Here is a 12,551-nt window from a genome sequence, read left to right on the forward strand (position 1 = left end):
CGTTATTTGGATAGTGATATTCATTTCAGAAGTAGACGGAACTTTAGTTCAGTCACCTAATAGTTATTTTTTGCGGGACAATATTACCTTAATAGGCATAGTAAAAAAGAAATCATTTTGTCACCCCATTACATTTATTAGGTATGGTAAATATTTTTGGATGTGACGTATGTCAGAAGAGAATGAGTTTAATTCACATGGGATTCTAAACGGACTGGCATTTGATCCTAATTTAATTAGTCCGACACTTCCACCTTATTCCACCATTTACATTACCACCAGGACCTACTAGCCTGACTGGAGTAATAGGGATCAGCACCCAACATTAACTTTCGTGCAGAAAAAAATGATTAACAATTTTTTCCCGTACCTGATTTAATACAATAGATGAGCTTTGGCAATGTGATATTTAAAAATGGAGGTGGTTATTCTGCAGGCACTAGCAGTTTTACTGCCCCTATAATCGGTATTTATCAATTTACAGTTAGTGTTGCTTTTGGTCCAGATGCAGTGCCATTTAATATGCTTATAGACATAACGCGAGATTTTTTGCCCATAGCTGCCAGTACAGAAACTTCTATTATCCAAATTCCATATATACCTATTATTAATTTAGCAGCAGGTCAGGTAATACGTGTACGATTTGTCTCAAGTCAAACCGGAGTTTTCGCCGGAGCCAATTCATCTCCCACCTACTCACTTCGCGTTCCTTGAGGAAGGAGTCTTCTTGGCTAAAATAATAAATTATTGCTGATATGCCATCTTAGATAATAGGCATAATTAATTAGAACACATTAATACGAAATGTTCATAAAATCATACTTAATATCATTTATATAATGTTAACAAAATCCTTATTTCATAACAAGTGAAAAAGAGCATGTATATAAGCATGCTCTTTGATAAGAAAGATAGTTTTCTATGAAAGGGGAACCTTCATACAATAACATATGCTTGTCTAGTTAAAAGGTGAAGAAGTTCTTTGACAAAATCTTTATTTAATTAAAAGAGCACCATACATCAGTGTTCTTTAAGGCAGGAGGTAACTCTCTGAGCGGAAAGTCTAGGATAGAAATATATGATGTGAAAAAGAAAAAAGAACAAAAATTTTTATTATTTTAATACAAAAAAGCAGCTAGCAAAAGTTAACTGCCTCCAACAGGGATATAACTCTAGATGTAGTTATAGTATGAACGGAATATTGAGTTTTATTCAGAGGGGAACTTATAGCTTTTTGTTTGAACTTAATCTATATCCCACAAACAAATAGAGGGAAATCGATAAAGTCAGAACCTTAAAGTGTTTTGGAATCAAATGGAATTAGCCCAACTGTTCACGATTCCTTAAAATCACGCAATAACTTTATTCGTTCGGATAAAGATTCTGATATGTTTCTACTGTCTGTTTAATTAAATCCTTTAAAACATCGATATCGATATCAGCTAATTTATTAACATAAATACAAGCCTTACTCTTCGTGTGCTTACCAAATTTCACTAATAATTTTTCTCTTTCTTCACTTTCATAGGTCAAATAAAGACTAATTTTCACCTTTCTTGGTGAAAACCCCACTAAAGGTGCATCCCCTTCACGTCCTGATGCATACTTATAGTGATAGCAACCAAAGCCTATTATACTAGGACCCCACATTTTTGCCTCGTAACCAGTTACTTCTTCAAAAATTTTTAATAACTGATAGGCATCTGCCTTCTTCTTCTCATTTTCCACACTTTCAATAAATTCAATTACACTATTTTCAGTTTCTTTCATCCTCGGTTCATACATATATGCACCCTCCCATTCTCTGAATAAATTTATCTTAACATAAAACTTAAACCCGGTATCCAAACTAAACTCATCCGTACAATATATAGTTCTCGTCATCGGCTCGATATGTAATATATTTATGTACATGTCGTGGACCATCCCGTCACGATAGTATGAAATCAATATTTTCTCTTTGTTTTGTAGTAATTGCACAAGCTCTATTTGCAGTTGTTCTTTCATATCTTCAGTTATAATTGATTTTGGTACTTTATTCAAATAATTTAGCATTTCTCTAATTCTTTCGTATTGTTCCAGCATACTGGCCATTCGTTATCAAGACCTAAATCGTAAAACGCCATAAAAAATAAGGGATGATACATATTATGCATGACTAATTCATAGTCAACAGCATCCAATATGGTATGACAAGACTGGAAGTGCTATGAGCACAGTTGGACATTATTAATAAGAGCCCAATAAAAAATTCTCTTGGATGCAAGAGGATTTTTTTATTGGGAATAGTAAGGGTGAGGGGAGGTGCATTACATATGGGAAAAGGTAGAAGTAATAATGCTGGTAAAAAGCAACCGAATTTCGATGATTCATCAAATTTCGCTAAACAAAGCCAACCGACAGAAAAGAAGAAGAAATAAGAATGGTAAACGGGTGTTTGAAAGTTTCTGTTCCAATTTAATCAGAAAAACAAAAAGAACTTGTAGGAATTACTACAAGTTCTTTTTAGTTAAAGGTGAATATACGGGACAAACAAAATATCTTACAGGTCCATCCTAGAAACTAAAGGGGTAATACTTTGACAAGTATATTATATAAAAATATTAACATCCACTGATATATTTTTTGGAAATCATCAAAAGTTGCCATATTGAGTATCATTGTATGTTTCCTGTAAAAGATCCAATACCAACACCTGATCAGTTATCAGCAGCTAAGAAATATAGATATAACAAGAAACTAGCAGGAATCGTGTACTCTAAGATATTGGGATAAAGGTATGCTTGAGCCGTATGTTAAGAAATTAACAAGTACGGCTCTGAGGGGGGAGCCATCGAGAGGTCGCCTTCCTACCCGACGTAAAACTGTATATCTTATACAGCTTAAAAATAGAAAAAACCACTGAATTTACTCAATGGCTTTTTCCACCTTATAAACATTTTATAAATGGTGAAATCACTGTACTAGATTTTTTGTTTGTGTATTACTGTATCTATAGCTCATGAATGATAACAAGGAAGCTATCAAGGCCACTAGTCCCCCAACCCACCGATAAGTCTTGGATGTTTCCATTTGCCATAACAACCGATCCCAGGGCAGAACCAAGTGTAATCCCTAGGTTAACTGATACGGGAGTCAATGAGGGGAGGCAAAGGAAAAGACCCTTTATATAAAGAGTTCTTCTGGTGATTTAATTTATTAATTGCACTCGTGGTAATATTCATCACATGAATCGTTATTATCGTTACAGCAGATACAAAATGTTTTTTGAACAAATAAACTAACTAGACTAGTAGGACCTTCCTGTCTTGTAAGAGTAAGACTTTGAAAATCTTCAACTTGAAATATTTTTGTTTGAGCGGGTTGTAATGTAGTAGTAATTGGTATGCTAGATCTTCTTGTTAGAATAGTTACTTGAACGGGTGCACTCATACCAACAACAAATAACTGAATTAACGTTTTATTGTGATTGTTTGTGAAATCCTCAAATACAGTTTGTGGAGTGGTAGTTTCAAGGAAAACAGATACAGGTATATTTCCATTTACATTTTCTTCAGAACCTGCAATTGTATGCGTCTCAATAAAACAGTTGTTTTTTTGATTGCTCGAATGTGACTGTTTTTTATAATACTTTTTACCATCTTTATAAAAGTAATCAGCCATATGAATTTAAGGCTCCCTTCTTTTGAATATTTATATAGTCTATTTAATAAAGCGAAGTAGTGCTTGTACAACATTATAAAATCCGCTCTCGTAATGAAAATTAAAGAGCGCTATCCAAAGCGATCACGGATAAAAACTAATATTAAAAAAGAATACTACATGATATCGTATGTATGCTTCTAACGGGTGTGTGGATTTAATATAAAATAGTTATTTGATTAGTAAGTAAAAAAGAGCACCTGACCAGGGTGCTCCGCCCAAAATTATGAATAACAATCCATAAATAATATATGTGACTTTTGCATAATGGTGATAATTTTTAATAAAAAACTAAAAGTACGACAAAGAAATGATTACAAAAAGAATATAGCATACCAAAGAGATATTAATGTGATTCATCCAATAGTAAGAGCGATGTATTTTAAGGTTTTCATGATTAATCCTTTTAGATATAGAATGTACCAGGATGGAGGATTTAATAAATTTTTTAACAAAATTCTTATTGTAAAGAAAAAGAGATTGGGTTCATAACCCCATCTCTTCCAACAGAGATAAATGCAATTTTGCTTCTTCGCAATTTTGATTAGTGCAGTAATGAATAAACGTATGTTCATCGTGTTGTATAAGAGGTTGATCACAAGATACACATGTGTACGGTGAAAGCATTTTACATACCTCCTTACAGATTATGGGTTAATTTTAACATGGTTTTAGTTGGTTAAGGAATAAGACAAAATCGTTATTTGAAAGTAAATAAAAAAAGAGCACACATATAAATGTGCTCTTAGACTAAAAGGTGTGTACGTATGGACTGGAGTGCCCCATACAATAATATATGCTTGTCTGTTTTAAGGGTGAAAAGTTTTTTATAAAAACGATGTTTTGTACTCAATAAATGATAAAACAGCTAGCGAGATTAGCTAGCTGTTCTGGTAAAAAAAGAAAACGGCGCTTATTAAATGTTGCTGGTGTAATTGCGAATTACAACCATAGTATGAGCAGAAGTGAAAATGTTATGCAAGAAAGTTAAATAAAAATTTCATTTTGTAGAAAAAAGTAAAAAGAGCACTATTAATTAGTGCCCTTTGTAAAAATAGCGTAAGTGGCCAGCTCACGTTATAGAAAAAGGTAGAATTTAATATATTCAAAACCTGCTTAAATGGTGAAAACAAAAGAAAACGGTTGCTATTCAGGAATTGAACAGCTTGTAGATATTATGTGGGAGTTTCGGGATTTTATTCAGATGAATTTAAAAAAGCAGCTAGCAAAAGCTAACTGCTTAGCCCGGAGGAAGAGAGAGGGCGCTTTATTAGGTCTAAGGCTGAAATAAGAGTTTTAGATGTTAAGACCTAAATATAGTATGGATCTCACTTCAGAAATTATGCATATACTTGTATTCCTACAAAGATTGTTAAAAACCAGCAGTAGCTCAATTAGCTAACCACTGATTTTACAAAAAAATCAGGTGTTCTATAAGTAATGATATGTAATGTTCAGATACGGCTATAGTATAAATGGAATTGTGAATGTTATGTGGGAATAAAAATGAATAAAACTTTATTTAAAAAGAAGGTGGTGATACAAATGTATATCTGTCCAAACTGCTTAGAATGTTTCGCTGATGAATATGAGTTTTTTGAACATTTTACATTATGTGGAGAGAATAATGAATAGAGTATTTTAATAGGTTTAAAGGTATAGTCGTTTTAAAAAGCTGGGTCAGTGATATGCATCAGAATAATACAGAGTTACGCTTAACATATGAGCGTAATTTTTAAGGGGATTTCCTTTTATTAGACACTTATAATAAAAAAAGAGAAGGCTAAGAGACAGTTAAAATTATTAACAGAGAGATATGTGATTGAATAGGATTAAAGTAATTACTTAATGTTGGGATAGGTTATAAATGGAGAACCAACTGAAAGAAATATTTGGTGCATTGCTAGCAGCTATAGGCACAATTACTTCTGCTATTGGAAGCACGCCTTTCCATTTTATAAGTGTTAATGTAAGGAAAGATTTGAATATATATGGGAACGTATTACAAGCAGTTGGAAATTCTTTAGAGGCTGATGGTCAAGGGGAAATATCTCTTGAACAGATTGGGAATGAACTCCAATCAATTGGTAATGTAACTGTAATATCTGGATTAATTATTGATTTTAAAGAACAAACACAAATTAAATTAGTGATTGCTGGGAATTGGATACAGGCATTAGGAGGGCTTACAGCTTTAGCAGATGAATTTGAGGATACTTCGGATAAAGATGAATCTTTAAATATTATAGGGAACTTATTGCAATCTATAGGAAACTCATTGCAGGCAATTGGGGGTATTTACGAGTTGAAAAGTAACAGAGAGGAGCAGCAGTACAGTCAAGAAAATGATGTGGAGAAAGATACAGACACTCAAGTAAATAGTGAAACGAATGAAAATGAAGAAGGCCAGTTAATAGATACTGTAGGGAGTTGGATCCAAGCAGTTGGTTCTGTAATTTCATTAATTGGGCAAATACGTGAAGAGAGTGAGGAGTTGGGAGGTAAAGATTAACTTTATTTTCCATAATTAACCTCCATAATTATATACATTTACTAGTAAATTCTACTTTGTTTTCTATTTAATAACAATTAATGCTTGGTTAAAAACGTCGATAAATAGCCTATAAAGTGGTGAAAAAGAGGAGGATATCTAGATGTTTGAATCGCTTTATCATTATCTTACAAGCTCATTAAAGAGCTTTGGACAGCCCTTTGACAACCGCATATCGAAGAGGATTAGTACACCTATAAGTGAAACGTTCTTATGCGAGAATGTCATGGTAACGTATACCGCATAGTAGAGCGGGCAAGGCGGTACGAACCTGCGTTAAGACGAAAAGACCAATGATTTAATTACAATGACATATTCCAGTGTGGCGGGTGTGAGATAACTCGCATTCGGCATGCTGTTTCTATTATGTTTATCAATCAACTTGGAATCCACCTTCTAGGTTGATAATAAATATAAGTCTATTTCTCTCTAATATGTCGGTTCTTGAAAATGGAATGGGGGTGGTTGCTCATGATTGAATGAGCGATGCTTACATGAAATTTTAAGACCAATATTATTTCGCCAAGTACATCAGTAATTACTTAAGAGCTTTATTGATGTAGCAAGCAAAGAGCTCTCCACTCTTTGTTTGAGCCAATACAGCGGAAACATTCTCCTTCCGTCCCTCTAGTGTATTGGTTCAAACAAGGCGTCGGAAGAAACGCATACGTCTTGATATAAATCCTTTATAATTCGATATTGGCCAGCAAAGGTGAACATGACATTAAGTAGCCGAAGTATTGAAACAGCTCTATGGAGCATAAACGAGAAGATTCCTAGTCTTCCCCCAGTCACTGAACACAGGGCGTGTAGCGATACTAGTTGATGCGGTGGCTTGGAGAAGGTTGAGAGCACTCAACCTTGATCTAAGAGAAACTTTGCCATTTGTTTTCTCTCTTCCCCCCTTTAGAAAGCCAATTTTTTAATTCGATTAAGAAATAGGCTTTTATTTATGTAGGATTTCTATATATAACGTCAAATATATATACGTGGGAGGAGATGAGGTATGGATTATAAAGAAGTAATAACAATAGCGGACATCAAAGAGAATGTCTATTTACCAATTAAAGTAACTAAACCATTAGGTACTGGTCGTAAAAGTGTAGTTTGGAATTGGGAGATTAAAATAGCGGACGATAGTAGTGATAATTATTATGGAACTGCTAAGGATTCTTCTAGAGAAGTGGTAATACCGTGGACTAAGTTAAATAATCTTGAAAAGACGCCATTAGAGCAAATGAAAGAATTGTGTATGGAAAATACTGAATTTAAATAAATGAAATTAAGGCACTCTGGAAAATAGGGTGCTTTTTTCTTTGTTATATAGAAATTACACATTAAACATATATTTATACGCTTTGTTGCTACACGTTAAGGAATAGTAATAAAACGATGATACTGATGAAACCGTATAAAAACAAAAAGAATCCTAAGATGGGTAGTTTTTTATGAAAGCTGAGCATGATAAACCTCCTTGGGTATATAAAGGATTATAATACATCGTTGGTCTATTTAGAATAGTAACCATGAATTGGATGGAATTACGCATGATAAAACCAATAGCAATTATCGTAGGCGCTGCCGTGATCTGGTGGTGTCTTGTTTGTTGTTAAGGAAAGATAAGGGGTAAATAAAAGAAGAGAGCTAATGCCCTCTTTTTTTGATATCGTAATTAATCGCAGATTGGTATTCCAAGCACTCTTAGAGCTAATGCTACTTGAAGAGAAATCTCTAATCTAGCAATTTCAATACCAGCTACTGAAAGAACTAAAAAAGGTTGTCCATTTACAAACACAACGCAACTATCCATGGTTACGCCTCCTTTCTAGCAATCTACTATAGTATATGAATAAAACGGTAATATGTAATGATTGAATTTAAAGATTTATAAGAATTAATAGATTAACCTATTTAAGCAAAACAAACGAACACAAAGAAGGCGAAAATTTCTTTTTCCCTGTCTAAAAATTGATCCTTTTGTACAATTAAAATTTATAGTGCAAAAATTTTGTAAACAGATAGTTGTTAATGGCTAAAAGATAGTCTAAAAGTATATCTTTCTTAAGACTTTTAGACTATTTTGAGTTGATTTGGATGGCTATTGTTGGTTATGCAAGGGTAAGTACAAAAGATCAATACTTAGATGAACAAATTGAAAGGTTAATAGAAGATGGATGTGACAAAGTATATTCTGAAAAGTACAGTGGAGCTAATAGTAATCGAGGAATAGCGGTGGTATTTCTTAAAGAACAAATTGATTTTTCAACGCCTGCGGGTAAATTAATGTTTACTATGTTAGGAGCTATTGCTGAGTTTGAAAGAGATTTGATTAATGAAAGAACAGCTGAAGGAAGAGAAAGAGCTAAAGCAATAGGCAAACATATGGGGCGAAAGGGACAGGATGAAAAACAGGTTAAGCAGGCTATGAACTTATTCTTTAATAGGAAAGAGAATGGATTGAGTGTAAATGATATTTCAAAAATGACGGGAGTTCCGCCTTCTACTATTTACGCTAAAGCGAAAGAATTAAAAGAGGGGGAACTATGATGGAGGAATATGAATAGCTACAGCAGGAATTTCGAAATATAAGTAAGTAATACTGGAAGAAACCTAAGAAACCTAAAATATGCGAAAAATGTTTTTCAAAAGTAGATGTTCACCTGCACCATAAAATTCCGTTAAAAACAGGCGAAACAAACGAATATGAAAACCTTATTCCTTTATGTGAAGAATGTCATTGGGAATTCTATAGACACTTTGAAGCTGTAAAATCACATGAATATTTTATGGGAACACCTAAATATACAGAACTGATAGGTATATGGGAAGTGTTGAATGATCCATTAGTGGATTTCTTATCTATGAAAGAATTCAAGGAGATGGTTTGCAAGAGATTGGATTTAAAAAGAGATGTACTAAAATCATTTAATGAAGAAGAAATATAAGTAAATAATAAACAGTTAAAGCCTAACAGCTGCTTTTTTATTTTGTCACCATTTAAGAAGGACATGAATATATTAGGAGTAAATAAAAAGCATAGGAGTGATAAATATGTTCTTCGCAAAGTTACGTGGTAGAAATGAAGTTCCACCAGTAGAAACAGATGCACGAGGACAAGCTTTCTTTAAATTGAGCCGGGACGAGCTTAGTTTAAAATTTAAGGTGGAGTTATTCGATTTAGAGAATGTAGTAGTTGCCCATCTGCATCTAGGAGCAAAAGGAACAAACGGTCCTGTTGTAGCTTTTTTATTTGGACCTATAACAAATCCAGTTTCAATAGAGTGTGCAACTTTTACAGGAATAATCACTCAAGAAGATTTGGTTGGGCCGTTGGCTGGTCAAACATTAGATGCTCTTGTAAATGAAATCATCGCTGGAAACATTTATATTAATGTTCATACAGTACAGCATCCTACTGGCGAAATTCGTGGTCAACTGTATCATTGTTAATTAAAAGTAGCGAATTCGCTGCTTTTTTATTTTATAAAGAAGTAATTATAAAGGCTGTTTATTTATGGTAATATAAATAGGAAAAGATGGTAGGTGAATGACACTAGGATTAATTTTAATTGTATTAGGAGTTTTAATTATCGGTATAACTACGTTCTATATAGCAAGGAAAAATGAAGGGATAAGTTGGATAGAAGTCCTGGCATTTCCTATAGGTTTGATTCTAGCTATGACTACTAAGCCTATAATACCGAAGGTTTTCATAGTTATCGCGGCTTCATAATTGTGCACATGTGCATTTGTGTACTTATACACATGTACACAAAATTCTTTTTTTAAAAATATAGCGATTTATCGCTACTATACATATATATAGGGTGTATATCAGTCTATATGTTTTATGTAGGTATAACATGTGTAAATGTGTAAAAGACCACATGTACACATTTACACATGTTATTTTTATTTCTTTTGTTGTTTCTTTGCTTCTTTAAGAGCAGCTTTGCGTTTGATGTTTTCAAGTTGTGCGTGGAATAGTCTAAGTTGTTCAGGAGACAATTTTTCCATATATAAGTTATGCATTTCACCAAGCAGTTCATAAGCATATTGATATTCTGAAATCTCAAGTAATGCATCAAATTCATGTTTAGTTTCTAAAGGCATTCGAATAGTACCACGCTTATCACCGTTAACTAGTGTTACCTTTGCTAGTAAACTTGAATCATAAGGTGTACCACATTTATTCCATCCAAAGTAAACTTGGTAAATATGGGATTTTCTGGTTAAATTATACCTAACAACCAAAAGAAACATAGTAACCAAACTAATAATCATCACCATTACAAGACAATAACCCCATCAAAAAAACAGTAAATAGATAGCCGGTTCTTTATCTTACAAGGAACCGGTTAATTTATGTCTAAACGTACAATTTTCTTTCTTAAAACTAATCAAGATCACAAAATAATACCATTTTCATCCGATGTTTCCCCCTTCTATTTCACCTTTAAACTTATAGCACCTTGATAACCCAAGGATAATTTCTTTCGTTTAGGAAATTTTATAAATAAACTTTTCAAAAATTTCTTGAGGTGCAATCAATGTTTTTAAACCAGAATAAAAAAGAAAACAAGTTCCTTATTTTTGCAGCAATTATACTCATTCTTTATTTATCGCCTTTATTTATTCTTGGAGAAAATGCGCATATTCGTGTTCATGATAACCTTGATTCCAATTTGTCCTGGTATAAGGTTTTGGCAAGGAGCGGAGAGATAATAGGTCCAATGGATGCTACCATTCCACAAGTGATAAACAATAAATTGTCAAGAAACGCATTTAGCACGGAATTTAGTGGTATTGTTTGGTTGTATGCTTTTTTTTCAAATATGGTTGCGTATGCATTGAGTCAAACGATTACAAGAGTGGTTGCGTTTATAGGGATGTATATTCTTTTAAAACAACATTTTTTACCTAGAGAGGAATGGAGGATCATTTCAATAGGAGTTTCATTAGCTTTTGCTCTTACTCCTTTCTGGCCGTCAGGAATGCTTAGTACTCTCGGAATGCCTCTTGCACTTTGGGCATTTTTAAATATTCGAAAAGGTGAAAGATCTTGGAAGAACTATTTCGTACTTACTCTTATTCCTCTATATTCGAGTATTGTTTTAGGTTTTTTCTTTTTTTTAAGCGGCATAGGGGTTCTTTGGTTAGTAGACTTAGTTAAAAAAAAAGAATGGAACTTTCGTTTTCTTTTTTCAATTATTTATATGACGCTCATTTACATGATTGTAGAATATCGCTTAGTATCTTCCTTCTTTTTCTCTACTGCACCTAACAGTAGAGACGAATATTTTCATGCAAAATTATCGTTATGGCGGTCTCTCCGCCTCACAGTAAAAAATTTTCTTTTCGGACATACCCATGTCATGACAGTCCATACATTTGTCATTTTACCTGTCATACTTATTGCTTTTTATTTTATCATTACTAAGAAACAATGGAAGCAAGAAAAAGTCTTTGTCTTTTTGTTTTGGTTTAATATAGCTTTGTCAATTTGGTATGCTTTTTGGTTTTATAAAGGTTGGCTTCCATTAACAAAACGTTTTCACATTTTGGATACATTCAATTTTGCACGTTATCATTTTTTGCGACCGTTAGTTATTTATGTATTATTCGCTCTTGGATTAAAAGTTTTATGGTTACAAGGGAAAATATGGAGACACGCTGTAACAGGTTTTGTGATTGCTCAAATTATTTTATTAAGCTTTTTTAATGAGGAAATTATTTTTCAAAATAAACCTTCAGTAAAGGAATTTTTTGCAGAAGAACAATTCCAGAAGATAAAAGAGTATATCGATTTACCTTTGGAGCAGTACCGTGTCGCTAATATTGGTTTACATCCTGCTATCGCACAGTACAATGGATTCTATACACTTGATACATATAACAATTTTTATCCTCTATCATATAAATATGAATTTCGAAAAATAATTGAGAAGGAACTAGCGAAGAATGAAACGATTCGTACGTATTTTGATGAATGGGGTGGCCGCTGTTATATTTTCATCGAAGAACTTGGAAAACACTATATGTTTACAAAAAATTCGAACAAAAGCTTGGAAAATGTAGAGCTAAATATAGAGCATTTTAAAAAAATGGGTGGTCGTTACATATTTTCTGCTGTCCCAATTGAAAATGCAGCAGAAAATAATTTATCTCTTGAAAAAATATTTATATCAAACAAATCCGCTTGGAAAATTCATTTATATAAAGCAATATAGATACTTGAAATAGATTGCCTCTCTCGATGTAAAATAATAAATTGAACTACTTACCATAAAAATTGCGC

Annotated in this window: 11 protein-coding genes and 1 pseudogene; 7 read left to right on the forward strand and 5 right to left on the reverse strand. The window is 33.1% G+C overall.

The features are described from left to right. Positions 1 to 169: 169 nt before the first annotated feature. Positions 170 to 292, forward strand: coding sequence for an exosporium leader peptide-containing protein (locus MR136_RS28665; protein ID WP_071728568.1), 123 nt, complete (start codon positions 170 to 172; stop codon positions 290 to 292). Between the two features lie 1,070 nt (positions 293 to 1,362). Here MR136_RS28665 and MR136_RS23605 read toward each other — a convergent pair. From MR136_RS23605 to MR136_RS23615, 3 genes and pseudogenes are all read right to left on the reverse strand, one after another. Then, on the reverse strand, positions 1,363 to 1,785 hold the full coding sequence (locus tag MR136_RS23605; protein ID WP_071728589.1) for a DUF1801 domain-containing protein: 423 nt from the start codon (positions 1,783 to 1,785) through the stop codon (positions 1,363 to 1,365). A gap of 54 nt (positions 1,786 to 1,839) precedes the next feature. After that, a pseudogene (locus MR136_RS23610) lies at positions 1,840 to 2,094 on the reverse strand (YolD-like family protein); the annotation flags it as partial. A gap of 1,104 nt (positions 2,095 to 3,198) precedes the next feature. After that, a complete protein-coding gene (locus tag MR136_RS23615; protein WP_071728566.1) occupies positions 3,199 to 3,663 on the reverse strand; it encodes an exosporium protein D in 465 nt (154 codons plus the stop codon). A gap of 1,906 nt (positions 3,664 to 5,569) precedes the next feature. Between MR136_RS23615 and MR136_RS23620 the strand changes: the two genes are divergently transcribed. After that, positions 5,570 to 6,214, forward strand: a complete 645-nt coding sequence (locus tag MR136_RS23620) for a DUF6944 family repetitive protein (RefSeq protein ID WP_078421275.1) — start codon at positions 5,570 to 5,572, stop codon at positions 6,212 to 6,214. Between the two features lie 1,045 nt (positions 6,215 to 7,259). Further along, positions 7,260 to 7,529: a hypothetical protein gene (locus tag MR136_RS23625; RefSeq protein ID WP_071728564.1), complete on the forward strand. Its 270-nt coding sequence runs from the start codon at positions 7,260 to 7,262 to the stop codon at positions 7,527 to 7,529. A gap of 396 nt (positions 7,530 to 7,925) precedes the next feature. Here the strand turns inward: MR136_RS23625 and MR136_RS23630 are convergent, their stop codons facing one another. Continuing rightward, positions 7,926 to 8,063 carry a DUF3956 domain-containing protein gene (locus MR136_RS23630; protein WP_000376554.1) on the reverse strand — a complete coding sequence of 46 codons (138 nt, stop codon included), beginning with the start codon at positions 8,061 to 8,063 and terminating at the stop codon, positions 7,926 to 7,928. A gap of 284 nt (positions 8,064 to 8,347) precedes the next feature. Between MR136_RS23630 and MR136_RS23635 the strand changes: the two genes are divergently transcribed. From MR136_RS23635 to MR136_RS23645, 3 genes are all read left to right on the forward strand, one after another. Then, positions 8,348 to 8,800, forward strand: a complete 453-nt coding sequence (locus tag MR136_RS23635) for a recombinase family protein (protein WP_071728563.1) — start codon at positions 8,348 to 8,350, stop codon at positions 8,798 to 8,800. 77 nt (positions 8,801 to 8,877) lie between these two features. Continuing rightward, positions 8,878 to 9,198: an HNH endonuclease gene (locus MR136_RS23640; RefSeq protein WP_071728562.1), complete on the forward strand. Its 321-nt coding sequence runs from the start codon at positions 8,878 to 8,880 to the stop codon at positions 9,196 to 9,198. 106 nt (positions 9,199 to 9,304) lie between these two features. After that, a complete protein-coding gene (locus MR136_RS23645; protein WP_071728561.1) occupies positions 9,305 to 9,703 on the forward strand; it encodes a CHRD domain-containing protein in 399 nt (132 codons plus the stop codon). Between the two features lie 462 nt (positions 9,704 to 10,165). Here MR136_RS23645 and MR136_RS23650 read toward each other — a convergent pair whose 3' ends face one another. Further along, positions 10,166 to 10,543: a hypothetical protein gene (locus tag MR136_RS23650; RefSeq protein WP_242259638.1), complete on the reverse strand. Its 378-nt coding sequence runs from the start codon at positions 10,541 to 10,543 to the stop codon at positions 10,166 to 10,168. A gap of 260 nt (positions 10,544 to 10,803) precedes the next feature. Here MR136_RS23650 and MR136_RS23655 point away from each other — a divergent pair, with 260 nt between their 5' ends. Beyond that, positions 10,804 to 12,483, forward strand: a complete 1,680-nt coding sequence (locus MR136_RS23655) for a DUF6044 family protein (protein WP_078421274.1) — start codon at positions 10,804 to 10,806, stop codon at positions 12,481 to 12,483. Positions 12,484 to 12,551: the final 68 nt, after the last annotated feature.

Origin of the sequence: Bacillus cereus group sp. BfR-BA-01311 (assembly GCF_022664295.1) — a bacterium.
Lineage (GTDB): Bacteria > Bacillota > Bacilli > Bacillales > Bacillaceae_G > Bacillus_A > Bacillus_A cereus.

Bases quoted from the DNA above. Each gene is read 5' to 3' on its own strand.
- MR136_RS23650 (WP_242259638.1), bottom strand. From the start codon at position 10,543: ATGGTGATGATTATTAGTTTGGTTACTATGTTTCTTTTGGTTGTTAGG.
- MR136_RS28665 (WP_071728568.1), top strand. From the start codon at position 170: ATGTCAGAAGAGAATGAGTTTAATTCACATGGGATTCTAAACGGACTG.
- MR136_RS23620 (WP_078421275.1), top strand. From the start codon at position 5,570: ATGGAGAACCAACTGAAAGAAATATTTGGTGCATTGCTAGCAGCTATA.
- MR136_RS23625 (WP_071728564.1), top strand. From the start codon at position 7,260: ATGGATTATAAAGAAGTAATAACAATAGCGGACATCAAAGAGAATGTC.
- MR136_RS23615 (WP_071728566.1), bottom strand. From the start codon at position 3,663: ATGGCTGATTACTTTTATAAAGATGGTAAAAAGTATTATAAAAAACAG.
- MR136_RS23645 (WP_071728561.1), top strand. From the start codon at position 9,305: ATGTTCTTCGCAAAGTTACGTGGTAGAAATGAAGTTCCACCAGTAGAA.
- MR136_RS23605 (WP_071728589.1), bottom strand. From the start codon at position 1,785: ATGTATGAACCGAGGATGAAAGAAACTGAAAATAGTGTAATTGAATTT.
- MR136_RS23630 (WP_000376554.1), bottom strand. From the start codon at position 8,063: ATGGATAGTTGCGTTGTGTTTGTAAATGGACAACCTTTTTTAGTTCTT.
- MR136_RS23655 (WP_078421274.1), top strand. From the start codon at position 10,804: ATGTTTTTAAACCAGAATAAAAAAGAAAACAAGTTCCTTATTTTTGCA.
- MR136_RS23635 (WP_071728563.1), top strand. From the start codon at position 8,348: ATGGCTATTGTTGGTTATGCAAGGGTAAGTACAAAAGATCAATACTTA.